Raw genomic sequence first — 24,178 nt, forward strand, 5'->3', positions numbered from 1 at the left:
ATGGCGGCGACCGGGCGGCCGTCTCGCTTCGGGTCGTCACCGCTGTCCCGTCCGCTCAGCCCGGGACGATGACCAGGCGGCGGCCGCGCAGGTCGGTACGGCTCCAGGCCTCGGAGATGCGGCTCAGCGGCATCGTCGCGATCGGGATGGTGAGCGCGCCGTCGCGCACCCACTCGACGACCTGCTCGTAAGCGGCGGCCATGGCCGTGGCGGCGTTGCGGCCGCCGCCGTAGATCTCGAGGCCGGAGGTGCGCAGCGCGTCGCCGGTGAGCCGGATGGCCGGTCCGGCGGACTCGCCGATCTGCACCAGCCGGGTGGGCTTGGCCAGGGTGAAGCTTTCCGGGACGAGGGCGCGGGTGAGCAGTTCGGTGGGCCGGCCCCACAGGTAGTCGACGACCACGTCGTAGCCGTCGCCGGCATTCTCGCGGAAGGCGTCTATCAGGTGCTCGTCGCTGACGGCGGTGTTGACGACAGCGTCGGCGCCGAGGGCGGCGACCTCCTCCAGCGCGGCCTGGTCGCGGCCGGTGGCCACGATGCGGCCGGCGCCCAACAGCCGGGCGACCTGGACGGCGAGGCGGCCGCTGACCCCGGTGGCGCCCTGGATCAACACGGTCTCCCCGGCCGTGAAGCCGCCGGCGGTCCGCATGCACATGGCCGTGATGGCCGAGGACAGGCCCGCCGCGGTCGGCGGCGCTATCCCGTCCGGGATCGGGACGGTGTGCGTCGCCGGCACGACCACCTGCTCGGCGAGAGCGCCGTGCGGTGGTTTCAGGCCGCCGAAACCCACCGTCGTGCCGTCTGGCAGGTGGCCGATGCCGTCGAAACAGGGAACCGCCGGCAGCGCCGCTTGAAACGCGGCGGCGGTGTAGTGGGTGCCGGCCACGATCGCCCGGTCCACGTTCTCCACGGCCACCGCCGCCACGGTCACCAGCACGTCACCGTCGCCGGCCCGTGGATCGGGGACGTCGCGATAGTCGGGGATGCCACCGGTCCGGTCGACGACCGCTGCCTTCATGCCAGCCTCCTCTAACGATGTTAGATTTATCTTTAACACCGTTAGAGACAGCACGCAAGGAGTAGTCCGTTGCCGCTCAACCGCGATCAGGTCCTGCACGAGGCGATGCGCCTGGTGGACGAAGACGGGCTGGACGCGCTGACCCTGCGTGTGCTCGCCACCCGGCTGGGCGTGCAGGCGCCGACGTTGTACTGGCACGTCAAGAACAAGGCCGCGCTGCTCGACGGGCTCGCTGACGCGATCGTGAGCGAGGCGATCGCCGCCGTCCGGGCGCCGGCAGCCGGTGGTGACGGCCGGGAGTGGCTGCTGGGCGCCCTTGGCCAGTTGCGGGCGGCGATGCTGCGCCATCGCGACGGCGCCCGGATCGTCGCCGGTGCCCGCCACTCGATGCGCCGCGGCGACTTCTCCGAGCAGGCCATGGCGACCCTTGTCGACCACGGCATCGACCTGCGCCACGCCCGCCTGCTCGTGCTGGCCGGCGAGCGCTACACCGTCGGCTGGGTCCTCGAGGAGCAGAGCCCGGCGCCCGAGGCTCCCGACCTCGACGTCGACGCGTTGCGGGCCCGCTTCCCGGTGGTGACCCGGGCGATCACCGAATACTTCACCGGCGGCCGCACCGCTGACGATCTCTACCGCGACGTCGCCCGCCTCGTCCTGCAGTTGCCCGACGAGACCTGACGGCCGACCTGTGTGCCGGGGAGGCCCCGGGCCGCGGCGTGCTCACCCGGCACGGCGTCGCGACGCGGTACCCGCGGTGACGGTGGGCGGCCCGGGTCCGCTGGTAAACCTATGCGCGGACGCCGGTTGTCTTAACGTGCTGGCGCTGGTCAGCCGCCGGGCGTGAGGACGTGGGTCAGCCACGGTGTCAGGATGGGCAGGACGGAGCCCGGGGCCATCGCCGACATGTGGTCGGCGTCCTTCACCAACTCGACGGTCCAGCCGCGTTCGATCAGTTCCTCCCGGTGCCGGCGCAGCGGCTCGGCGATCGCGACGCGCGCGTCGTTCCACTTCGGACCGTAGGCGATGGTGTCGCCGGCGCCGGCGAACGCGAGGCGTGGGATGTGCACCCGGCCCAGTGCGGCGCGTTCGTCGAAGCCGCGCAGCGACTCGTACAGCGTCACGTATTGCCTGGTCTGGTCGGGGTGTCGGGTGACCTCGGCCGAGTCCCAGTCGCCGGGCTCGGCGGTGGTCGGCGGCTTGCCCTGGTTGGCCACGGCCATCCGGTGTGCGATGCGGGTGACCTCGAGCATGGCGTCGTAGGGGCCGCCGAGCGGTGGGTAGCCGCCCATGGCCAGTGCGGTGAGCCGGTCGGTGCGGACGGCGAGTTGCAGGCCGGCGAGCGCGAGCCAGGAGTAGCCGTAGTAGGCGAACTGCGGCGCCCCGGCCGCGTCGGCGACCGCGAGCAGATCGGCGGCGACGGCGGCCGCGGTGAGGGTGTCGGGCTTGGGGTGGTCGGTCAGGTGGCCCTCGTAGTCGGCGGTGATCGCGCGGAAACCGGCCTCGGCCAGGCAGGTCGCGAGGGTGTGGCCGAGGGCGGGGTCGGCGCCCCAGGCGCGCAACGCGTCGGCCGCCTCCCCCTCGATCACCGTCGTGCTGACCGGCAGCAGGACGGCCGGCCCGTCGCCCCGGACCGACACGTCGATCAGGGTGTCGTCGTGCATGCGTGCGGTGGTCATGAAAACACTATACATTGTAAGGACTATGACGACGGACGCCGACTCCCATGTCCGCCGCCTCTGGCGGCACCGCGGCACGAGCCTGCCGACCCCCCGCCGCGGGCCGCCCCAACAGCTCGACCTCGACGAGATCGTGGCGGTCGGCATCTCGATCGCCGACACGTCCGGCCTGGCCGCGGTTTCGACCCGGGCGGTGGCCGCGCGGTTCGACAAGACGGCGATGGCGCTCTACCCCTACGTGGGCACGAAGGACAATCTGCTCGCGCTGATGCAGGACCAGGCCAGCGCGATGCCGTCGTGGCCGGATGCGGCGACCTCACTGGCCGACGCGTTGCGGGCGTGGGCGTCGGCGTTGTTCGAGGTCTATCTCGCGCATCCGTGGTTGACCGAGCGGCCGTGGTCACAGGCCAGCCAGGGTCCCCACGAGCAGGACTGGCTGGAACGGCTGCTGGGGATCCTGGCCAGCTGGGACGTGCCGGCCGACCGGCGGGCCACGGCTGTGACCATGCTCTACGCGACGGTCCGCGCCACCGCGGCGACGGCGGCCGCGTACGGCCAGCTCGACGATCGAGGGGCCGCCGAGTGGGTCGCGGTGGCCTCGGCGACCCGGGCCCTCGTCCCTGATCTGACCGCGCGCTATCCGCTGTCGACCAGCCTGGCGCCGGTGACGCCGGACTGGCGCGACAGTCCCCGCGCGGCGGTGGCCGCCGCGGTCCACCTGCTCGCGGTCGGGCTGACGCTCGGCGCGTGAGCGTTGGCCCCGGGCCGGCTCGCTGAGCGCGGCCGCTGTCGAGATGGGCAGCCACCTCGCGGTGTTCACGTCCGATCTGCGCCGCGCGGCGGGATCGCCTTCCGCGGCGATCTTGTACGACTGGCGGTGGCGCGAAAGCGACTTCGGCGCACGCGCCGGCACACCCGCGGCCGAAGAGCGGCCGCCTGGATCGCCCTTATCCGGGCGGCGAAAGCCCCGATCGGTCGGGTCGCCCGGGTGGCGGGACTCGCGGCGGACCTGCCGCCACGCGCGCGCCATGCCGATCGGCCACCTCGCGCTGGAACACGTCACCACCGGCCGTTCCGTGCGCGACCTGGCGGCGGACGCCTTCGAGTGGCGGGCCGAAGGACCTCGCGTGAGCCGTCGCCGAATTCGGTGGACAGCCGGGGTCAGCGCTGGAGATGGTGGCCAGATGCGGCAGGACGAGATCTGGGACGCCGACACGGCGCGGCGCTACGACACGCCCGGAGTGGGCATGTTCGCCGACGACGTGCTGGGCCCGACCGTGGCGCGGCTGGCCGAGCTGGCCGGCGACGGCGCGGCACTCGAGTTCGCGATCGGCACCGGCCGGGTGGCCGTGCCGCTCGCGCGGCGGGGGGTGCCGGTCACCGGCATCGAGCTGTCCCGGCCGATGCTGGCGGAGCTGCGCCGGAAGGCAGACGAGGCGACGATCCCGGTCGTGGTCGGCGACATGGCAACCGCCGAGGCGCCGGGCCGCTTCGCGCTCGTCTACGTCGTCTTCAATTCGATCTCCAATCTGCTCACCCAGGCCGAGCAGGTGGCGTGCTTCCGCAACGCCGCGAGGCATGTGGTCCCCCGCGGCCGCTTTGTCGTCGAGCTGGGCGTGCCGGAGCTGCGCAAGCTCCCACCGGGCCAGACCGCCCTGGTCTTCCACGACGAGCCCGGCTACCTGGGGGTCGACACCTACGACGTGCTCAACCAGCAGCTCGTCTCGCACCACGTCACCTACGACGACAGCCGGCAGGGCCGGGTCTCGCGCAGCCCGCAACGCTACATCTGGCCGTCCGAACTCGACCTGATGGCCCAACTGGCCGGCTTCGACCTCGAAACCCGCCACGCCGACTGGCATGGCGCCCCGTTCACCGCCGAGTCACCGTCACACGTCTCGGTCTACCGCCTGGCCAACGCCTGACCCAACCGGACAGCAGCCCCACCGCCGCCGGCGCGCACGGCAACGCCGACCATGTGTCGCCTGCGGCGTCGGTCCGGCGACCGCCTTCCAGGTCGACGAGCGCCGAGCCCGGTGACCACGTCAGGCCGGCCCGCTGGACGCCCGCGGTTGGACGGCGGCGAGGGCGGCGGGAACGGGAGGTCGACCCGGTGAACGCCTGGGGTTTGGCGGCGGCCGGCGCGGCAGGAGCAGGAGGCCGCGGCCAGGGCCGCAGGAACGCCAGCCGACCCGGTCCACGCCACACGTTCGACCGCAGCCACCGCCGCAGGGACGCCAGGCCGACCGGGTCAACGCCACACGTTCGACGGCAGCCACCGCCGCAGGGACGCCAGGCCGACCCGGTCAACGCCACACGTTCGACCGCAGCCACCGCCGCAGGAACGCCAGCCGACCCGGTCAACGCCAACACGTTTTGACGGCGGCCACCGCGCCCGCTGCCGCCGGCGTAACGGTGGCTGCGGTTTATCGGTTGGCCGCTGCCCGCATGGCGACCGGCATTCGGGTGGTTCCCCTATATGCGGCTCGACCACTGCCGAACCCGAGCCGCGCGCACGCCCCGGCCAGCCATGCACCCACGACGCAGGCCTGTGGCGTGGCTCTATCCCACGGCTGCCAGGAAATCCGAGTAGAACAGGCCCAGGCCGACCGCCACGCAGACGCCGGCCACGATCCAGAAACGGACCACGATGTTGACCTCGCTCCAGCCGCCCAGTTCGAAGTGGTGGTGCAACGGCACCATGCGGAAGACACGTCTGCCGGTGGTGCGGAACGAGACGATCTGGATCACCCAGGTCGTCGTGACGAGGACGAAGAGGCCGCCGATCAGGATGGAGAGCAGCGTGGTGCGGGTGGCGACCGCGAGCCCGCCGATCAGGCCGCCGAGCCCGAGCGAGCCCACGTCACCCATGAAGATCCGCGCCGGGGACGCGTTCCACCACAGGAAGCCCACGCAGGCACCGGCCGCCGCGGCGGCGATCAGGGCGATCTCCAGGGGATCGCGGACCTGGTAGCAGTAGTCGTTCACGCGGGCGTACGCGCCGTCGGCGCACCAGTGCCGGTATTGCCAGAAGCCGATCAGCGCGTACGCGCCGAGCACCAGGACCGACGCGCCGGTGGCCAGGCCGTCGAGGCCGTCGGTGAGGTTCACGCCGTTCGACATCGCCGTGATCACGAAGACGAACACGATCACCGAGCCGACCTTGCCGACGTCGAGCCAGCTGATGTCGCGGATGAACGAGATTTGCTCGCTGGCCACGGTCTGGCCGTTGGTGCTGGCCGCGTAGAGCGCGGCGATGCCGAACCCGCCACCGACGATCGCCTGGCCGAGCAGCTTGCCCTTGGCCGACAGCCCGTCGGAGTTGCGCCGCCGCACCTTGAGGAAGTCGTCGAAGAAGCCGACCACGCCGCAGAAGACGAACAACCCGAGCAGGACGAGGGCCGTCATCGTCGGCCCCTCCTGCGCGATCTGCCGCTCGGGCAGGGTGGTCAGGGCGATGTGCCCGGCGACGTAGGCGACGACGGTCGCCACGATGAACGCGACGCCACCCATCGTGGGCGTGCCTTTTTTGGTCAGATGGCTGGCCGGCCCGATGGACCGGATCGGCTGGCCGGCCTTGAGCGCGGTGAACACGCGGATCGCCACCGGCGTGCCGAACAGGGAGATGATGAAGGCGACCGCGGCCGCGACGATGACCGCCCTCACGGGCGGGCCCCAGCGCCGGCGGCGCGATGCGTGCCGGATGGGTCGGCACATCCTGAGCCGACGGCCGCCGACCGGCCCTCGAGCCTGCGGACCAGCGCCTGACGCGTCGACCTGGGTCGACCGTGCCGAGAGTTCTTCGCGAGATCAACGATCACGGGACACGAGCTTGCCATCCGATGGCTCGCGGAGCACCCGCCGACACGAATCCGATGAAGATCTTGCAGTGCCGGGCGCGGCCGAGCCCCCCGACCGGCTGCCCCCGTGGCAGCCGATCGGGTCGCTCCGCGCAGAGCTAGTCGGCCAGCGTCAGGCAGAAGGGCTTGCCCTGGGGGTCGGCGTAGACGCGGAAGGTCTTGCCGCCACCGGGCAGCGGGGTCGCGCCCAGCGCCAGCGTCGCCGGCTCGGCCGTGTCGAAGCTGTCGACCAGCAGGTCGAGGTGGAACTGCTGTGGGTGCGCCGGGTCCGGCCACTGCGGCGCGTTGTAGTCGGCGACCTGCTGGAACATCACCGGCTGGGCGCCGTCGTCGCCGAGCATCGCGATGCCTTCCGCCTCGTAGGTGATGGGCTTGCCCAGCAGCTCCGAGTAGAAGGCGCTCAGCTGCTTGGCGTCGGCGCAGTCGAGCATCACACCCGCCAGGGTGGTGTTGGGATCTTCGGCCTTCAGGCACAGGTCGAACGGGTGGCCGGCCGGGTCGGCGACCGTGTGCCAGGTTTCGTCGCGGCGCAGCAGCGTGCCGCCGAGGCCGATCGCCCGGGACAGGGCCGCCTCCAGATCCGGAACACGCAGGTCGAGATGGGCCTGCTGCGGGCGCTCCTGGCCGGGCCACTGCGGCCGCTGGTGGTCGGCGGCCGCCTGCAGGCCGATCGCCCAACCGTCGGGCGTCTCCAGCGACACCCAGTCGTCGTCGGCGTAGACCTCTTTCCAACCGGCTAGGCCCTGGTAGAAGGCTGACAGGCCGGCGATATCGGCCGCATCCAGCACGACCGTGCGCAGCTTCGCGATCATCATCGTCTCCCTTGTCCGAGCGTCGGGGACATGGTGCACCGGGGGTCCGACAAAAACCGGTCAGCCGCCGGCGATGGCCTCGGCCACCCGGCGGAGGCCGGCCTCCGTCGCCAACGACGCCGCGAACGACGACCGCCGCGCCTCCACCTCCGCACCTGGTCCGAGCAGCGCCGACTGCTCGGCCGCATGGGCCAGCACCAGCTCGGCGGGACCCCGCCGGGCCTGGTCGTAGCCGTCGAGCGGGCCACCGCCGGCCAGCCGCCCGGCCAGGTCGACCGCGTCGAGTATCCCCAGGTTGAGGCCCGGGCCGCCGATCCCGGAGACCACGTGTGCGGCATCGCCGGCCAGCAGCACCCGACCCGCCTGGTAAGAGTCGGCGATCCGACTGTGCCGGGCCACCGCGCGCCGCAGGACGTGCGGCCCGGTCCCGGACGGCGGCTCGACGGCCAGGTCAGCACCGAGCACGCGCGCCAGGCTCGCCCGCAGCTCACCGACCGTCATCGGCACCGAGTCGTCGACCGAGGCGTCCCATTCCAGCGTCGTCACCAGGTGCGGCGCACCCGGGAACCGGGCGAACGAGAACACCCCGCCGGGGGTCCGGTGGAACAGGTAGGGACGGTACGGCCCGCCCGGCGCCCGCAACCGCGCGGTCAACGACGACACCGCACCCTTCGGCAGCACCACGTGCGCGCTCCGCGACACCACCGCGTCGTCGACCGCACCCGGGAAACCGATCCCCGCGGCCTTGCGCACCGCGCTGTGCGCACCGTCGCAGCCGACCAGATAGTCGCACCGCAGCGAGTAGGAACCCGAAGGCCCGTCGACGGTCACCGCGACCCCGGAGGAATCCTGACTCAACCCGGAAAAGGTGTGTCCCCGCCGGACAGCCACGCCCGCCGACGCCAACCGCTCCGCCAGCACGGCTTCGAGCCGCCGTTGCGGCACCGGCAACACGTACACCGGGTTGTCCCGCAACCGTCGCAGGTCGACGGCGAAGCCGCCGTACATGAACCGCGGTGCCGGCCGCGGCCGCCGCCGCCCGGTCAGCGCGCGATAGAGCCCGCGCGAGTGCAGCACCGGCACCGCCCGCCCGACGATCCCGTTGGCCTTCGGCAGGTTGCTCGGTTGCGGCAACGCCTCCAGCACCACCGGCTGGACCCCGTCGCGGACCAGTTCCAGCGCGAGCAGCAACCCGACCGGCCCGGCCCCGACGACAACGACTTCACCAGACATGTGTCAACCGTAGTTGACAACCGCTCAGAACGTCAACCTATGTTGACACAGGCTAGAGAGGGTTGCCACCGGTGAGACGCAGCGTGAACCCCTCGGGACCGAGCGAGAACGTCACGTGGTTGCACGACTGATGGGTGATCCACAACCCCAGACCGCCGCGGACGGCGTCCCGCGCCGGCAGCAACCCCGCGAAGGGATCGGCCGGCCCCGGCCCGCTGTCGGTCACTGCCACCACGATCCGGTCGGCCCCCGACCAGTAGCGCACCCGCACCGGCGGCCGGCCGTGCCGCAGCGCGTTGGTCACCACCTCGCTCACCGCGATCACCAGGTCTTCGACCTCGTCGGCCGGCAAACCGGGGTCGACCAGGCGCACGGTGTGCCGGGCCAGCGCCGCGGTCGGGTCGACCAGGGTGGCCAGCGGCGGCAGCGACTGCAGCGGATCGTCGGCCACCGGCGGCCAGGCCGACAGGAACGCCGCCGGCGCCGCGTAGGTCGCGCTCGGCTCGTGCCGCCCGTCGGCGTGCAGCGTGCGCGGATGCGTGCGGGCCACGTCGGCCAGGACCCAGGAGGGGCAGACCCGGGTGTCGTACGCGCACAGGCTCCACAACGGAAAGTCGTCGTACGCCTGGTTGATCGCCGCCTCGTAGCGCGCCCACCAGTTCCACGTCGCGCCCAGCGACGGCCGCGGTATCTCACCGACGACCCGGATCTGGCCGGCCCCGCCTACGACGTAACGGGCGAACAACTCACGGTAGCCGCGGATCACCGAGGCCGGCCGGGCATAGAGGCTGTCGCCGCCCAGGAACGTCACGGCCGCCGACCGGGGCAGCGCCCGGCGCACCAGGTCGGCCTTCTCCGGGCCGAGCGCGACCACGGTCGGCTCCCCCGCGTCGGCACCGCCGGTCAGGAACGGCAGCACCACCGCGAGCAACTCGTCGTCGGACCCGTAGCAGACCGCCTCGTGGAAATAGCCCACGTGGTCGGCGGGAGCGCCGGTGCGGATCATCGCGCGACCCAGAAACCCGCAAAACCGACAAAGGCCCAGCAGGAATGGCGCCCGGCGCCCGTAGGCCGGACGATCGTGGCCTCCCCAGCCGCGCGCACGACCGCCAGCCTACGCCCAGGACGCGGCACCTAACGGCCATGGGCACGGCGGCATCGCTTGGCCGCCGGTCTCCCTGGAGATCATCTTCCATTCATCAAACCCCTTCAATGTGCTGGGCATGAGACGGCTCAGCCGACGCATCTTCGTCCTCGGTGGACTGGCCACTGTGGGCGCGACGATCGTCCCCCTGTCGAGCGCCCAGGCGGCGCCCCCGTTCCCCTTCAAGCTCGGTGTCGCCAGCGGTGAACCCGCCGCCGACAGCGTGGTCCTGTGGACCCGCCTGGCACCCTCCCCCCTCAACGCCGACGGCCAGGGCGGCATGGCCAACGCCGACGTGCCGGTGGACTGGCAGGTGTCCACAACGGACACCTTCGCGACGCTGGTCGCCTCCGGCACGGTCACCGCCCGTTACGCCGACGCGCACTCCGTGCACGTGGTCGCCGGCGGCCTGTCCCCGGATGCCGACTACTACTACCGGTTCCGCGCCCAGGGCCACCTCTCGCCGGTCGGCCGGACCCGCACCACGCCCGCCTCCGGCACGTTCGGCCGCGACTTCACGATGGCGTTCGCGTCCTGCGCGCACTACGAGAACGGCTACTACACCGCCTACCGGCGGATGGCCGAGGACCGCCCCGACCTGGTGCTGCACCTGGGCGACTACATCTACGAGGGCGGCGTCGGCAGCGGCGTACGCCAGCACGTCGGTGCCGAGACCGTAAGCCTGGCCGACTACCGCCGCCGCTACGCGCTCTACAAGTCGGACCCCGACCTGCAGGCGGCACACCAGATGGCGCCGTGGCTGGTGGTGCCCGACGACCACGAGGTGGAGAACAACTACGCCGGCACGGTCCGCGACAACAACACGCCCGCGCTGACCGCGGCACAGTGGACCGCGCGGCGCACCGCGGCCTACCGGGCGTACTACGAGAACATGCCGTTGCGCCCCACCTCGGCGCCCAGTGGCAACAGCATCCCGCTCTACCGCCGGGTCCGCTGGGGCCAACTGGCCACCTTCCACCTGCTCGACACCCGGCAGTTCCGTGACGACCAGGCCTGCGGCGACGGCAGCAAGGTGTGCGCCGACGCCGACCTGGCCACCCGCAGCATCACCGGCGCGGCGCAGGAGGCCTGGCTGCTCGACGGGCTCGGCCAGAAGCTGGCCACCTGGGACGTGATCGGCCAACAGGTCTTCTTCGCCCGGCAGTTCACCTCCACCGGCGCGGCGAGCATGGACGCCTGGGACGGCTATCGCGCGTCGCGGTCAAGGATCCAGACCGGCTGGCAGCAGCGCGGCGTGCGCAACCCGGTCGTGCTGACCGGCGACGTGCACCGGGCCTGGGCCAACGACCTCAAGGCCGACTACGCCAACCCGAACTCGGCGACGATCGGCACCGAACTGGTCTGCACCTCCATCTCGTCGACCGGCGACGGCACGGGCACCGCCACGATCCCGAACCTGTCCACCAACCCGCACCTGCGGTTCTTCCACGACCGCCGGGGCTACACCCGCACCACCGTCACGCGGACCCAGATGCTCGCCGACTTCCGCGCCGTCGCCAGCGTCACCGAACACGGCTCGCCGGTCAGCACCGTCAAGTCGTTCGCCATCCTCGACGGCCGACCCGGCCTGCAGGCCCTCTAGGAGAAGACCTTGCTATTGCACACCTTTCTCGTCGCGGCCCTGCTCGCCGTGCCTGCGGGGGTCACCGTGTCCGCCGCCAACAGTGTCTCGACCGGCGACCAGGACGGCGGCGCGGTCGCCACCAACCGGATCGGCGACGTGGCCGTGGTCTGGGAGGACGACCGCGCCGAGTCCAACCCCGGTGACAACACCAACTCCGAGATCTTCGTACGGCTGTTCCGCGACGGTGTCTCCGCGTACGAGAAAAAGCTCTCCGCCGGTGGCACCGCCGGTGTGAAGTGGAAGCACGTCAACCCGGACGTCGGCCTCGACGACAAGGGCAACGCGGTGGTCGTCTGGAACGACGACCCGGACGGCAACGGCACCTACAACGTGGTCTACCGGGTGATCTCGCCCGCCGGCACGATCCTCGGCCAGGGTCAGGTCAACGCGAGCGCCGCGGGGCAGCAACTCACCCCGAGGGTCGCGGTCGACCCGGACGGCACGCCGAGCAGCCCGGCCGCGGTCGCGTTCTCGGTCGTCTGGGAAGACGTGCAGGGCACGGTCACGACGATCAGGGCGGCGGGCTACACCAACGTCGCGACCAAGGCCTACGAGGTGGTGGCGAGCCAGGCGACCGGTGCGCACCACCAGCCCGACATCGCGGTGTCCGCGTCCGGTGACCCGCTCATCGTCTGGGACGAGGACAGCGACGGCAACGGCTTCTACCAGATCGGCCTGGTGCGGCTGGCCAGGAACAACGGCGCGGTCACCCTCACGCGCCGGGCGGCGAACGTCAACGGCGGCGGCCAGCAGCGGCATCCCGCGGTGGCGGCCAACTTCACCGGCGACTTCGTGGTCGCCTGGGAGTCCGACCACACGGGTACGCCGGGCATCTGGTCGCGGTCCTTCACCTCGGCCGGCGACCCGCGGCACGCCGATGTGGAGGTGACCAGCGCGCCCGGTGCCGGTGCGCCGGCGGTCGGCATCGACGACCAGGCCAACGCGGTGGTCGGCTGGACGGTGCTGTCGCTCGACTCCGACGTGTGGGCGCGGGGCTTCGACCCGGACGGCACGACAGCGGGGCGGCTGGCGGCGCAGACCTACAGCGGCACCACGACCGGCCGGCAGGAGCAGCTCGGCCTGGCCGTGTCGCCGTGGGGCGAGATCGTCGTCAGCTACACCGACGACAACGACGGCAATCTCTACGACCAGGTCCTGCTGGCTCTCGGCGGGAGCAACTCGACCTGGTGACGGAGCCAGGGTGCCCGGACCCGTGCGGTCCGGGCACCCTGCGTGACGTCAGAAGAGGAGGCCGCCGAGGCCGGTCAGGAGACCGCCGACGATGCCCACCACGCCATTAAGAGCGCCACCCAGCAGGCCAAAGAGCGACATTGCGAAACCCCGTTCGTTCGAATGATGTGTCCGGTAAACAGCGCGCGCCAACAGCCGTTTCGTAACTGACTGCACCGTCACGGTAACAGTGAGCAATCACGCGCGCCCCGATCTTCACATTCGACGCGGACGGTTTCTCACCCGGCCATGAACTCCTTGATCGCCGCGTTGCACTCGTCGGCGTGCGTCCACGGGATGCCGTGCGGCGCGTTCTCCAGCGCGACCAGCTTGAGGCCCTTGACCAGGGGCGGCAGCCGCTTGCCGGTCGACTCGAACGGCAGGATGTTGTCGGCCGTGCCCTGCACCACCAGCATCGGCACGTCGATCCGGCCGACATCGTCGCGGAAGTCGCTGAGCCACGAGTCGACGCAGTCGTAGGTGGCGATCGGCGATGCGGTGATCCCGACGTTCCAGTGCGCGTTCCAGGCCTCCTGCGAGAGCCGGTTGCCCATCGTGTCCTTGACGTTGAAGAACAGGTCGAAGAACTGCTTGATCCACAGCGGCCGGTCCTTGACCACGGTGTCCTTGATGCCCTCGAACAGCGAGCGGTCGACGCCCTCGGGGTTGTCGTCGGTCTTGAGCAGGAAGGGCGCCAGCGGGCTCAGCAGCACCCCTGCGCTGACCCGGGCCGAGCCGTACCGGCCGAGATAGCGGGTGATCTCGCCGGTGCCCATCGAGTGACCGACCAGCACCGCGTCCTTGAGGTCCAGCGTCTCCATCAGGATGTTGAAGTCGGCGGTGAACGTGTCGTAGTCGTAGCCGCCGCCGGGTTGTGACGACTTTCCGAAACCGCGCCGGTCCATGGTGATGAGCCGGTGGCTGCCGCGCAGCGGGCGGGCGATCTTCTCCCAGGACTGCCCGCTCAGCGGGTAGCCGTGGATCAGGACGACCGGCGTGCCCTGGCCGTGGTCCTCGTAGTAGATCTGGATCGGCTCGGTGTTCTCCTGACCCACGGTCACGTACGGCATCTGGACCTCCCCGTTCGGTGTCGGTGCGCTATCCACGCTGCCGACGGGCGTCCGCGCCACGCATCACCCGAATACGTGGTCAGTCGTCGCCGAGGCTGTCCAGCATTGCGAGCGACGGCACGAAGAAGAGGTTGCCGGTGATGGCGCGGGAGAAGTCGAGGATGCGGTCGTAGTTGCCGGCGGGGTCGCCGATGAACATGTTGCGCAGCATCTGCTCGATCACGGTGGGGCTGGCCGCGTACCCGATGAAATAGGTGCCGAACTCCCCCGCCGCCGGGCTGCCGAACGGCATGTTGTCGCGGATGATCTTGACCTCGGTGCCGTCGGCGTCTTTGATCGTGGTGAGGATCCGGTGCGCCGAGGTCGGCGTGACCGCGTCGTCCATCTCCACGTTGGACAGTTTGTCGCGGCCGATCACCTTGTTCTGTTCCTCGACCGGCAACGCGTTCCAGGCCGCCAGGTCGTGCAGGTATTTCTGCACCACCAGATAGCTGCCGCCGGCGAAGTCGGGGTCCTCGGCGCCGATCAGCGCGGCCTTGACCGAGGCGTCGCCGGTCGGGTTCTCGGTGCCGTCGACGAAGCCGAGCAGGTCGCGGAAGTCGAAGAAGCGGAAGCCCTGCGTCTCGTCGACGGCGGTGACCGCGTCGCCGAGCCGGGTCAGGATCTGGGTGGCCAACTCGAAGCAGAGGTCGGGCCGCGCCGCGCGGATGTGGAAGACCACGTCGCCGGGCGTGGAGACCGCCTCGTGCTTCTCGCCGCGGATGCGCGGCAACGGGTGCAGGCGGGCCGGCGGCCGGCTGTCGAAGATCCGGTCCCAGACACCCGCGCCGAAGCCGACCACGCAGGACAGCTGCGCGTCGAGATCGCGGAAGCCCACCGAACGCACCAGACCCGACAGGTCGCCGCAGAGGTCCCTGGTCGTCGCGGCGGCCTCGGCGCCCTCGTGGACGGTGACCACCAGCACCAGCGCGGCCCGGCTGAGCGGTGCGAGCACCTGCTGCGCTTCGATCATGGCGGCCAATTTACCGCGCCGGGCTTCGCTTTCAGTCGACGGCGCGGTCCAACTCGTCCCAGCTCACATTGAGCGTGACCAGGGTGCCGTCACCGGTGCCGCTGACGTGGTCGACCTGCTCGCCGCTGGCGTAGACGTTGTTCTCGAACTGCTCGCCACGGTCGATCAGCAGGTAGCCGGTGGCCATGAAGAGCTCGGCCGGGCCGGCCGGCAGCTCGGGCCGGACCTCGGTGTTGGGCTGTTGCACGGCGCCGACCAGACCGACCGGCACCCCGGTCGCGTCCTGCACCTCCATGCCCGGCGAGACCTGGGCGATGGCGGGTGGGTCCTGGGTGGCGTCGGGCGCGTCGGGTGCGTCGGCGGTCGGCATGCGATCGGTATTCCCCGACCGAGACAGATCAAAACCGGTCGTCGCGCACGGCTGACAGGGCGCCCTCGAGTTGCCCGCGCAGCGCTTCCTCGTCGTCGGGCACCAGCGCCAGGGCGCCGGACAGCACCCCTTCGGCCGCCTCGTGCCGGCCCGCCGCGCGCAGCAGCTCGCCGTGCAGCAGGCCCGCGAACCCGGCCTGGGCGCCGGCACCCAGCTCGCGGAAGCCGGCGACGGCGCGCTCGGCCCGCGGGATGGCCTCGCCGGAGCGGCCGGTGCGGTCGAGGAGCCGGGCCGCGTCGTAGTCGAGCATCGACCGTTCCCAGACGGCGTGCGGCTCGGCCGGCAACGCCGCGGCGGCGACGTCGGCCTCAGCCAGCGCCGCCACCGCCTGGTCGGGCTGGCCCGCCCAGAGCAGCGAGGTCGTGTGGCGGCGGCGGGCGCGCAGGGCGTCGATCGGGCGGCCGGCGGTGGTGTAGGCGGCGGCCGCCTCAGCGAAGCTCGTCGCGGCGGTCGCGTCGCGGTCGAGCTTGTCGAGCGCCTCGGCCAGGCGTTCGGTGACCCGACCCAGCGCCGCCGGGTCGTCGAGGGCGGCGATCGCGGCGGCCAGGGCGGTGAGCTGGGTGAGCATCGACTCGTGCTCGGCCAGCTCCTGGTAGACGGCCACCAGCAGGTCGCGCACGGCCAGCGCCTGCTCGTCGCCGGCCGCCTCGAACGCCGCCAGCGCCTCCTCGGCGACCTCGGCGGCGTCGAGCGGGCGGCCGGCGTTGAGGTAGGCGATCGCCAGCTCGTGCTGGGTGTGCGGCACGGTGTCGCGGTCGCCGGCGGCGGTCAGGGCGGCGATCTCCTCGGCCAGCGGGGTGATCGCCTCGGCCGCGCGTGACGAGTTGGCCAGCAACCCGGCCCGCTGGCGGGCGACCAACTGGCGTAGCTCGGCGGCGCAGGGCAGCGCGAGCGCCTCGTCGAACGCGGCCAGGGCCTCGTCGGCCTGGCCCAGCTGGCGCAGCGTCACGCCGTGCAGCAGGCAGGCGTGGGCGCGTTCGTCCGGCGGGCCGCCGGCCCGCGCCCGCTCGCGGCTCTCGGCGGCCGCGGCGGCGGCCTCCTCGATCTCACCGAGGCGGCCGAGCGCCTGGGCCCGCAGCGCGAGGATCTGGCCGAGCACCGAGGGGTCTTCCGCGGCGGCCGCGTGCTCCTCGGCCAGCCGGCTGGTCGCCACCGACTCGGCGACCCGGCCGGTGGTGGCCTGCGCGTAGGCCAGGCGCAGGTGGGCCCGGGCGAGCTGCCCGGGTGCGCCGTGCGTGACCAGGTAGTCGGTGGACTCCTCGATCAGTGCCCGGCCCTCGTCGGGGCGTCCCTGGCGGAGCAGGCCCATCCCGAGCCGGCCGCGCGCCACCTGGCGGCGCACCTCGTCGCCGGCGGCGGCGTAGAGCGCGGCGGCCTCGAGCCAGGCCGCCTCGGCCGCGGCGTGGTCGTCGTCGTGTGCGGCCCGGGTGCCCAGGCCGTCGAGGCGCCGGGCGCGCTGCAGCTCGGTGAGCTGGTCGCCGGCGTAGCGGTCGTCGAACGCTTCCCACGCGGCGAACGCGTCGGGCTCGCGGCGGGACCGGAAGGCGTTCTCGGCGAGGTCGAGCAGCTCGTCGGGGCCGGCCGTGTCGGGCACCGGTGCCGCCGGCCCTGTCCACACCGGGCTCTGCTCGCTTCCTTGGGCCGTGCCCGAGTCGGTGTGCGTATCCGATGGTGCTGGCGCGGCCCGGCGCGAGCCCGGCGCGGCCAGGCTGAAGCTGGCCCCGATCGGTGTCGTGGCAAGGGTTTCCCTGGTCCGCGCGGTGTGCGTGCCGGTGCCGTTGCGGGCGTCGAAGCGGGCCGCGAGGTCGAGCGCCCGGGTGGCGAGCTCGTCGGCGACGGCGCCGGCCGGGCGGCCGCCGACGGTCAGGCCGCGGGAGTCGAGCCGGCGCAGCACCAGTGCCGCCGATGCCGCGAAGGTCATCGTCGCCCACGGGGTCGGCGACCGGTCGAGCCAGTCGAGGTGCCGCTCGACGATCTCCAGGCCGAGTGCGTCGTTTCCGGTCAGCGCGCAGAACCGGACGTGCTCGGCGATGTCGGCCAGGTCGGCGAGCCGGGTGCGATGGGCCCGGTAGGCCCGCCGGTGCGCGTCGCGGGCCGCCTCGGTGCGGCCGGTGCGCAGGTAGGGCAGCAGCAGGGCGGTGTGGATCGAGTGCGGCTGCTCGGTGCAGGACAGCCGGCCGGCCAGCACCGGCTCGGCCAGCGCGATCGCCTCCTCGTCGCGGCCGCGGCTGGCCAGCCAGTAGGCCTTGCCGGTGGGGTCGCAGCCGATGCAGTCGGACAGGTCGTCGCGCGGCGCCGTCGACCAGCGCTCGAACCACTCCTGCGCGGCGCCGACGTCGCCGACGTGCCGGGCGACCAGGTGCCGCTGCATGTAGACCGCGTGCGGGCTGTGGCCGCCGGCCCGCCAGCGGCGCTCCATGTCGTCGAGGACGTCGGTGGTGCGGGCCAGCGGGATCTCCGGGAATTTGGTCATCGCGTTGACCATGGCCTTGAACGACCACAGCAGGTGGTGGGTCCATCGGCCGTAGCGCACCGGGTCGTGATCGAACTCGGTCAGACACCAGCTGAACGTGACGAACGAGCGGGCCGGCTCGCCGCCGTAGATGTAGCCGGTCGTCGCCAGGATCCGGGCCTCGAACGCCTCGTCGGCCAGCCGTTGCGCGTCGGCGTGCGCGATCGCTTGCTCCAGCAGCGCGATCTGGGCGGCACCGTAGGGCATCTCGCGCGCCTGGTCGAGCATGTCGGTCACGTTCACGCGCGGGCCTCCGGGTCGGTGGGTGGCACCGCCCGGTCGAGCAGGCCGAGGAACGAGCGGTTGAGCAACGCGGCGTCGGCCGGCCGGATCGGGTGGTAGCCGAGCAGCAGGGCCTGGCCGTAGAGTGCCTCGACGGCGAGCTCGACCAGGTCGGCGGTCGGCAGCACGGTGATCCGGCGGACCAGCGGGTTGCGGTGGTTGAGCACGAGCTCCGGTCGGGTGTCGGCGCGCCGGTCGTCGAGCGCCGACAGCACGTCGGACCAGACCGGGTCGGCCTTGTCGCGGGTGGCGCGCAGCTCCTGCCGGAACGCCGTCTCCCGGTCGACCAGGAAGAGCGCCGGCACGGTCGGCGGGTCGAACGCGCGCAGCACCACCTCGCAGCCGAGCCGGTCGAGAGCCCGCTGCGCGGCCAGGCTGAACCCGCGCAGCCCCAGCTCGACGCCCGGGTCGAGGGTCTCGAACCGGGTGGCCAGGTCGGTCGGGTCGAGCCGCTCGGTGCGCAGGCCGCGCTCCACCTGGGCCAGCCGCTCGATGATCTCGGTGTCGTAGGTGTAGCCGGCGTTGATCAGCGCCAGGTCCTGCGCCGCGGCGACGCCGGCGAGTTGGCGGAACTGGTCGGTGGTGGCGCTGTAGCGGATCACACCGTGCCGCTCGCGGAACTCGCCCAGCGTCATCCGGCCGACGTTGGTCTCCATCGGCCACCAGGCCGCGACCAGCTGCAGCATCGCGTCGTCATAGAGGGCCAGCGCCTTGACGCCCAGGTGGTGCACGCGCAGGAACTCGCCGAGCCGGCGCGGGTCGGTGCGGGCCAGCCGGACCAGCCAGCCGCGGAGCTGGTCGCCGAGCGCCTCGCGGGTGCTGTCGAGCAGGCCGTCCTCGTAGAGCGCCTCGCGGCTCGCGGTCGGCCGCAGCTCGCTGGTGTCGACCACGCAGCGGGCGAAGAACGCCCAGTCGGGCAGCAGGCCCTCGGCGCTCTCGGCGAGCAGCATGCGCTTGAGGTAGACCCGGTGGCCGCCGCGCTGCGCCGGGTTGAGCGGCTGCGGCATGACGAAGGCGGCGCCGGTCAGGCCGGCCTCGGGCACCGACAGCGGGATCACGTCGAACGGGGTCAGACCCATGGTGCGTTCGGCGTACGCCGTCCAGGCGCGCACACCGGCCGCGTCCCAGGGCGCGCTCACCACGGGCCCGGTCGTCGGGGTGCCGTCGACGGTGACCTCGATCGGCAGCTGGTCACCGTAGAGCCGGGCCAGCTCGAGCACGGTGGCCGGGGCGAACCAGCCCTGCGCTCCGGGCCGCGGCACCAGGGTCACGGTGGTGCCGACCGGGTGGTCGCCGTCGACCGCTTCGACCAGGTAACGCCCGTCGTCGTAGCCCGTCCAGCGGACCGTGGGCGCGCCGGCCGCGGTGGTCACCACCACGATCTCGCGGGCGACCAGGAAGCAGGAGAGCAGGCCGATGCCGAACTGGCCGAGGAACTCGTGGCGGGCGAAGCCCAGGTCGTCGCGTTTGGAGCTGCGGCCGATGGTGGCCAGCAGCTCGTGCACCTGCGCCTCGGTCAGGCCGACGCCGCTGTCGGTCACCCGCAGCCCGTCGCCCGTCGTCTCGATGGTGACCAGGCCCGGCGCGCCCGGCTCGCGGAGGCGGCGGGCGGTGATCGCGTCGACGGCGTTCTGCAGCAGCTCGCGGACGTAGACCCGCGGGCTGGCGTAGAGGTGGTGGCTGAGCAGGTCGACGAGGCCGGCGAGGTCGACCTGGAACGTGCGGTGAGCGTCCATGGCGGTGCCAAGGTACCGCCTGGCTGTGACACGTGTGGTCCCGCCGGCGCGGCCGTCGGGCGGTGGCCGCCGTCGGGCCACGGCGGCCACCCTCGGCAAGGCCTGCGGTTGTGTCGCGGCAATGACAATTGCCATTGCCGCAACCCCATGGTGTGCGATTGACTTCACTACGTCAGCACCCATACTGGACATCGGACGACGTGGTTTACCGACCACCAAACCGCGTGCAATCCTGGGTGGTTCGCATTCGCTCCGCCGGCGAGAATGAACCGCGCCTTTCCATTCACGTTCATCCGGACCCGACCACCCGCGCAGCCCGACCGAGGGAGCACGATGGCCGACGATTCCGCGCGAATGATCACTGCCACCTTGGCCCGGTCCCCCATCTTCAAGGGCCTGCCGCCCGAGTCACTGGTGGAGCTGACCACGCACACCACGCCGTTCACCGTCCCGGTCGGCTCGATCCTCTGGCAGCAGGGTGACGAGCCCCTCGACCTCGTTGTCGTGCAGAGCGGCCTGTTGTGCGAGTTCCAACCGAGCCGCTCGGGCCGCCGTTCGGTGCTCCATCTCAAAGGCCCACCACATGTTGTGGGTGACATCGCGATATTCGACCGCCGCCCTCATCTGGCATCGGCGGAAGCACTCCGGGAAAGCGTCATTCTGGCGATTCCCGCAGAGCCGGTGGTCGCCCTCGCGGCGTCGTCCATGTTGCTCACCCACAACGTCGTCCTACAATTCGCCGCCCACGTCCGCGTGCTCGCCGAGCAACGCACCGACCTGATGATTCTCGACCTGGCCCGCCGCGTGGCGAAGGCATTGTTGCGGCTGGCCAGACCGAGCGACCCGATGACCGTCGACATCGGCGTCACGGTCCTGGCCAACCTGGCCGGCGGGGCCCGCCAATCGGTGAGCGCGGTGCTGTCCAGGCTCGAGCGCCGCGGCTGGCTGGTGCTGGAACCCGGCCGCATCCTGCTCGTCGACGTCCCGGCGTTGCACCGCTACGCGGGCCTCGCGCCGACGCCACCGGCCGAGGCGTCCACCGTCGGTGCTTCGCGTCAGGGCGACTGTCAGGGCAGGATCGCGTCGACGTAGCCACCGTCGACGCGCAGTGCGCCGCCGGTGGTCGCCGAGGCCTGGGCCGAGCTGAGATAGACCACCATGTTGGCGATCTCCTCGGGCTCGATCAGGCGCCGCAGCAACGACTGCGGTCGATGGTCGCGCATGAAGCGCCGCTGCGCCTCGTCCCACGGGAGGTCGCCGGGGACCATCTGGCGGACGAACTCCTCCACCCCACCGGTGTGCGTCGGTCCGGCGATCACGGTGTTGACGGTGACGCCGGTGCCGGCCGCAGCCTTCGCGAAGCCGCGGGAGACGCCCAGCACGGCGGTCTTGGTCATGCCGTAGTGGATCATCTCCGCCGGGATGACCACCGCCGAGTCGCTCGCGATGAACTGCACCCGACCCCAGCCGCGCGACATCATGCCGGGCAGGTAATGCCGGGTGAGCCGGATGCCGGCGAGCACGTTGGTCTCGAAGTAGCGTCGCCACTCCTCGTCGGGGATCTCCAGTGCGGGCTGTGCGGCGTACACCCCGAGGTTGTTGATCAGAATGTCGGTCTCGGGCTCCTGCTCCAGCAGCGGCGCCGCGTCGGCGGCGAGGTCGACCGCGACCGGCCTGACCCGCGCGCCGGTGGACCGCAGGGTGTCGGCGGCGGCGACGACCCGGCGCTCGTCGCGCCCGGTGAGCACCACCCGGGCGCCCGAACCGGCGAGGCCGGCGGCGATGGCAAGACCGATCCCGGACGAGGAACCGGTGACGACGGCCGTCTTCCCGGACAGGTCGATCCGCATGTGATCACGCTATCGCTGTTCACCCGATCCGCGATTGACGGTCACCTCAGCTGGGTAGCGTCGGTCCATGAGCGCGGAAAGCAGCAATGGCGGCACCCCGAACCTGCTCAAACGGTACGATGGCTACCGCGTGCTCGACGATGACGATGACGACCCCATTCTGCTCAAAGAAGACGGCGAGGTCGTCGACACCTGGCGCGAGAACTACCCCTACCAGGAGCGGATGGACCGCGCCGACTACGAGCGCGAGAAGCGGCTGCTGCAGATCGAGTTGCTCAAGCTGCAAAACTGGATCAAGGCGAACGACAAGCGGCTGGTGATCCTCTTCGAAGGGCGCGACGCGGCCGGCAAGGGCGGCACGATCAAGCGCTTCATGGAGCACCTCAACCCGCGCGGCGCGACCGTCGTGGCGTTGGAGAAGCCGAGCGAGCGGGAGATGGCGCAGTGGTATTTCCAGCGCTACATCGCCCACCTGCCGGCGGCGCGGGAGATGGTGCTCTTCGACCGGTCCTGGTACAACCGGGCCGGCGTCGAGCGGGTGATGGGCTACTGCACGCGCGGCGAATACCTCGAGTTCATGCGGGAGACCCCGGAGCTCGAACGGATGCTGGTGCGGTCAGGGATAAACCTGATCAAATTTTGGTTCTCGGTGACCCGGCACGAGCAGCGCACCCGGTTCCTGATCCGCCAGGTCGACCCCGTGCGCCAGTGGAAGCTGTCACCCACCGACCTCGCGTCGCTCGAAAAGTGGGACGAGTACACCGAGGCGAAGGAGGCGATGTTCTTCTACACGCACACCGCCGACGCGCCCTGGACGATGATCAAGAGCAACGACAAGAAGCGGGCCCGGCTGGCCGCCATGCGGCACGTGCTGACCCGGTTCCCCTACGACAACAAGGACGAGGAGATCGTCGGCAGGCCCGACCCGCTGATCGTCGGCGCGGCGAGCGAGTTGTTCGAGGACGGCGAGCCGCACGGCCGCGCCTTCACCGCGTTCTAGGCCGCCGCTTCTTCAGCTTGCTGTCGTCGCGCAGGGGCAGGTAGGGCTCCTCGTCGGCCGGGTGCCCGCCGAGGATCGCCCGGGCGCGCTGCAGTTCCGCGTCGAACTCGGCGCCGAGCAGGATCGCCATGTTCGACAGCTGCAGCCAGACCAGGAAGATGATGATCCCGGCGACGGTGCCGTAGGTCTTGTTGTAGGAGTTGAAGTAGGTCAGGTAGAGCCCGAACAGGCCGGACAGGATGATCCAGAGCAGCACAGCGAGCAGCCCGCCCGGGGTGACCCAACGGAACCTGCCGTGCCGGGCGTTCGGCGCCGCGAAGTAGAGGATCGAGAACATCAGGCTGACCAGCACGACCAGCACCGGCCACTTGGCGATGTTCCACGCGGTCACGGCGGCCGAGCCCAGCCCGATGGCGTCGCCGATCGACTCGGCGAACCGGCCGGTGAAGACCACGATCAGGGCACAGGCGATCAGGATCAGGCCGACCGCCGCGGTCAGCAGGACCCGGGTACGCAGCGTCTTCCACATCGGCCGACCCTCGGGCACGTCGAAGATCTCGTTGGACGCGCGCATGAACGCCGACACGTAGCCGGACGCCGACCAGAACGCCACCAGCACACCGATGACGGCGCCGGCGCTGGCCAGCGACGCGTTGCCGGCGACCTGGCTGATCGCGTTGTTGACGAAGTCGGCCAGCGCGCCGGGCAGCGTGCTGGCCAGGTTGCGCTGCACGGCGGCGACCGTGTCGTCGCCGAGCAGGCCCAGGATGGAGACCACGACGAGCAGGCCGGGGAAGATCGAGAGGATGCCGTAGTAGGTCAGCGCCGCCGCCCAGTCGATGGCCGAGTCGGCGGAGAACTCGGTGACGGCGCGTTTGGCAGTGGCCAGCCAGGAGCCGGCCGGCAGCTTGGTGGGACTCTCCGGCGCTTTGTCGCTCATGCGCATCCATGATGCGTCCCGACGACGGGACAATCCGGGATCGCCGCGTACGCGGCGCGGCGCGTACCCTCTCGCCATGGTCGATGCCCGCCGTCAGGAGGTCTTCGTCGATCTCGACCGGCCGCCACCGCAGCGGACGGCGCCCGACCCGGCCGCCCGGCTGCGCGGCGGCTGGCAGCGGGCGCGCGCGGCCCGGGTCCCGGTCGGCGCCGTGCTGCTGGCCACCCTGGTCGGGGCGCTGGTCGGCGGCTTCGCGGTCCGCCAGTGGCAGCGCCACCAGCAGGAGGCGCAAGCGGCGGCGATCGTGTCGATCAGCGCGCAGCTCCTCGACTCGTCGGCGACCGGCGGCAGCAGCGACGGCGTCAACGCGTCACTGGTCGCCAACCTGACGCTGGTCAACCTCGGACCGTTGCCGATCTGGGTGGAGGCGGTCGAAGCCGAGCGCGACGGGCTCGAGTTCCGCAACACGGCACCGGAGGCGATGCTCCGCCCGGGCTTCCGCACGGTCGCCGTCTGGATCAGCTACGCCTGCGCGCGCGGCGGCGTCTCGGTCGACCCGCTCCCGGTGCGGATGCGCGTCCGCACCAGCGACGGCGAGATCCGTCAGGTCGAGACGACCGTGGAGATCGGCGGGTCACAGTGGCCCTTGATCATCGGCAACATGTGCCGGGCCGACCGACCCGGTTAGCCGCGCCGGACCGCTCCGCGCGCGGCGCCCTCCGGCCGGCGCT

The 24,178-nt window shown here is 71.6% G+C and carries 22 protein-coding genes; 8 read left to right on the plus strand and 14 right to left on the minus strand.

Annotated features, from left to right (window positions below; translation table 11 throughout):
- Positions 1–55 precede the first annotated feature (55 nt).
- Positions 56–1,015 (minus strand): zinc-binding dehydrogenase, encoded by a 960-nt coding sequence (locus tag AB0J74_RS35255; protein ID WP_363456365.1) that lies wholly within the window; start codon positions 1,013–1,015, stop codon positions 56–58.
- A gap of 69 nt (positions 1,016–1,084) precedes the next feature.
- Here AB0J74_RS35255 and AB0J74_RS35260 point away from each other — a divergent pair, with 69 nt between their 5' ends.
- Positions 1,085–1,693 (plus strand): TetR/AcrR family transcriptional regulator C-terminal domain-containing protein, encoded by a 609-nt coding sequence (locus tag AB0J74_RS35260; protein WP_363456368.1) that lies wholly within the window; start codon positions 1,085–1,087, stop codon positions 1,691–1,693.
- A 149-nt stretch (positions 1,694–1,842) separates the two neighbouring features.
- Here AB0J74_RS35260 and AB0J74_RS35265 read toward each other — a convergent pair whose 3' ends face one another.
- A complete protein-coding gene (locus tag AB0J74_RS35265; RefSeq protein WP_363456371.1) occupies positions 1,843–2,691 on the minus strand; it encodes an alpha/beta hydrolase in 849 nt (282 codons plus the stop codon).
- A gap of 25 nt (positions 2,692–2,716) precedes the next feature.
- Here AB0J74_RS35265 and AB0J74_RS35270 point away from each other — a divergent pair, with 25 nt between their 5' ends.
- Together AB0J74_RS35270 and AB0J74_RS35275 are read left to right on the plus strand one after the other, a co-directional pair.
- Entirely contained in the window at positions 2,717–3,442 is a 726-nt protein-coding gene (locus AB0J74_RS35270) for a TetR/AcrR family transcriptional regulator C-terminal domain-containing protein (RefSeq protein ID WP_363456375.1), read from the plus strand.
- Between the two features lie 433 nt (positions 3,443–3,875).
- Positions 3,876–4,616 (plus strand): class I SAM-dependent methyltransferase, encoded by a 741-nt coding sequence (locus AB0J74_RS35275; protein ID WP_363456378.1) that lies wholly within the window; start codon positions 3,876–3,878, stop codon positions 4,614–4,616.
- Positions 4,617–5,253: 637 nt separating this feature from the next.
- On the opposite strand, the gene mraY is transcribed toward AB0J74_RS35275, so the two are convergent.
- From mraY to AB0J74_RS35295, 4 genes are all read right to left on the minus strand, one after another.
- Positions 5,254–6,357: a phospho-N-acetylmuramoyl-pentapeptide-transferase gene (mraY, locus tag AB0J74_RS35280; RefSeq protein ID WP_363456381.1), complete on the minus strand. Its 1,104-nt coding sequence runs from the start codon at positions 6,355–6,357 to the stop codon at positions 5,254–5,256.
- 292 nt (positions 6,358–6,649) lie between these two features.
- Complete coding sequence (locus AB0J74_RS35285) at positions 6,650–7,363, minus strand: VOC family protein (RefSeq protein WP_363456384.1); 714 nt, start codon at positions 7,361–7,363, stop codon at positions 6,650–6,652.
- A 60-nt stretch (positions 7,364–7,423) separates the two neighbouring features.
- Positions 7,424–8,596, minus strand: a complete 1,173-nt coding sequence (locus AB0J74_RS35290; protein ID WP_363456386.1) for an FAD-dependent monooxygenase — start codon at positions 8,594–8,596, stop codon at positions 7,424–7,426.
- Positions 8,597–8,648: 52 nt separating this feature from the next.
- A complete protein-coding gene (locus AB0J74_RS35295) occupies positions 8,649–9,602 on the minus strand; it encodes a sensor histidine kinase (RefSeq protein WP_363456389.1) in 954 nt (317 codons plus the stop codon).
- A gap of 217 nt (positions 9,603–9,819) precedes the next feature.
- Between AB0J74_RS35295 and AB0J74_RS35300 the strand changes: the two genes are divergently transcribed.
- Positions 9,820–11,343: an alkaline phosphatase D family protein gene (locus AB0J74_RS35300; protein WP_363456392.1), complete on the plus strand. Its 1,524-nt coding sequence runs from the start codon at positions 9,820–9,822 to the stop codon at positions 11,341–11,343.
- Between the two features lie 9 nt (positions 11,344–11,352).
- Positions 11,353–12,576, plus strand: coding sequence for a hypothetical protein (locus tag AB0J74_RS35305; RefSeq protein ID WP_363456395.1), 1,224 nt, complete (start codon positions 11,353–11,355; stop codon positions 12,574–12,576).
- 48 nt (positions 12,577–12,624) lie between these two features.
- On the opposite strand, the gene AB0J74_RS35310 is transcribed toward AB0J74_RS35305, so the two are convergent.
- The 6 genes from AB0J74_RS35310 to AB0J74_RS35335 all read right to left on the minus strand — a co-directional run bounded on the left by AB0J74_RS35310 (position 12,625) and on the right by AB0J74_RS35335 (position 19,657).
- The gene (locus AB0J74_RS35310) at positions 12,625–12,798 is read right to left on the minus strand and encodes a hypothetical protein (RefSeq protein WP_363456398.1); all 174 of its coding nucleotides are present in this window, start codon (positions 12,796–12,798) and stop codon (positions 12,625–12,627) included.
- A 56-nt stretch (positions 12,799–12,854) separates the two neighbouring features.
- Positions 12,855–13,685, minus strand: a complete 831-nt coding sequence (locus tag AB0J74_RS35315; protein ID WP_363456401.1) for an alpha/beta hydrolase — start codon at positions 13,683–13,685, stop codon at positions 12,855–12,857.
- 79 nt (positions 13,686–13,764) lie between these two features.
- Positions 13,765–14,697, minus strand: a complete 933-nt coding sequence (locus AB0J74_RS35320; RefSeq protein ID WP_363456404.1) for a Dyp-type peroxidase — start codon at positions 14,695–14,697, stop codon at positions 13,765–13,767.
- A 31-nt stretch (positions 14,698–14,728) separates the two neighbouring features.
- Positions 14,729–15,067, minus strand: coding sequence for a hypothetical protein (locus AB0J74_RS35325; RefSeq protein WP_363456407.1), 339 nt, complete (start codon positions 15,065–15,067; stop codon positions 14,729–14,731).
- A gap of 28 nt (positions 15,068–15,095) precedes the next feature.
- Positions 15,096–17,882 carry a hypothetical protein gene (locus AB0J74_RS35330; protein WP_363456410.1) on the minus strand — a complete coding sequence of 929 codons (2,787 nt, stop codon included), beginning with the start codon at positions 17,880–17,882 and terminating at the stop codon, positions 15,096–15,098.
- Positions 17,879–19,657: an HSP90 family protein gene (locus AB0J74_RS35335; RefSeq protein ID WP_363456413.1), complete on the minus strand. Its 1,779-nt coding sequence runs from the start codon at positions 19,655–19,657 to the stop codon at positions 17,879–17,881. Before AB0J74_RS35335 ends, AB0J74_RS35330 begins: the two co-directional genes overlap by 4 nt.
- 333 nt (positions 19,658–19,990) lie before the next feature.
- Here AB0J74_RS35335 and AB0J74_RS35340 point away from each other — a divergent pair, with 333 nt between their 5' ends.
- Positions 19,991–20,749 carry a Crp/Fnr family transcriptional regulator gene (locus AB0J74_RS35340; RefSeq protein WP_363456416.1) on the plus strand — a complete coding sequence of 253 codons (759 nt, stop codon included), beginning with the start codon at positions 19,991–19,993 and terminating at the stop codon, positions 20,747–20,749.
- Here AB0J74_RS35340 and AB0J74_RS35345 read toward each other — a convergent pair.
- The gene (locus tag AB0J74_RS35345; protein WP_363456420.1) at positions 20,725–21,507 is read right to left on the minus strand and encodes an SDR family oxidoreductase; all 783 of its coding nucleotides are present in this window, start codon (positions 21,505–21,507) and stop codon (positions 20,725–20,727) included. The two genes, AB0J74_RS35340 and AB0J74_RS35345, sit on opposite strands and share 25 nt — an antisense overlap.
- 67 nt (positions 21,508–21,574) lie before the next feature.
- Here AB0J74_RS35345 and ppk2 point away from each other — a divergent pair, with 67 nt between their 5' ends.
- A complete protein-coding gene (ppk2, locus tag AB0J74_RS35350; RefSeq protein ID WP_363456423.1) occupies positions 21,575–22,507 on the plus strand; it encodes a polyphosphate kinase 2 in 933 nt (310 codons plus the stop codon).
- On the opposite strand, the gene AB0J74_RS35355 is transcribed toward ppk2, so the two are convergent.
- The gene (locus AB0J74_RS35355; RefSeq protein WP_363456426.1) at positions 22,494–23,447 is read right to left on the minus strand and encodes a YihY/virulence factor BrkB family protein; all 954 of its coding nucleotides are present in this window, start codon (positions 23,445–23,447) and stop codon (positions 22,494–22,496) included. The two genes, ppk2 and AB0J74_RS35355, sit on opposite strands and share 14 nt — an antisense overlap.
- A gap of 76 nt (positions 23,448–23,523) precedes the next feature.
- Here AB0J74_RS35355 and AB0J74_RS35360 point away from each other — a divergent pair, with 76 nt between their 5' ends.
- Positions 23,524–24,135, plus strand: coding sequence for a hypothetical protein (locus AB0J74_RS35360; RefSeq protein ID WP_363456429.1), 612 nt, complete (start codon positions 23,524–23,526; stop codon positions 24,133–24,135).
- Positions 24,136–24,178 lie beyond the last annotated feature (43 nt).

The organism is Asanoa sp. NPDC049573 (genome assembly GCF_040676615.1).
Classification (GTDB): domain Bacteria; phylum Actinomycetota; class Actinomycetes; order Mycobacteriales; family Micromonosporaceae; genus Asanoa.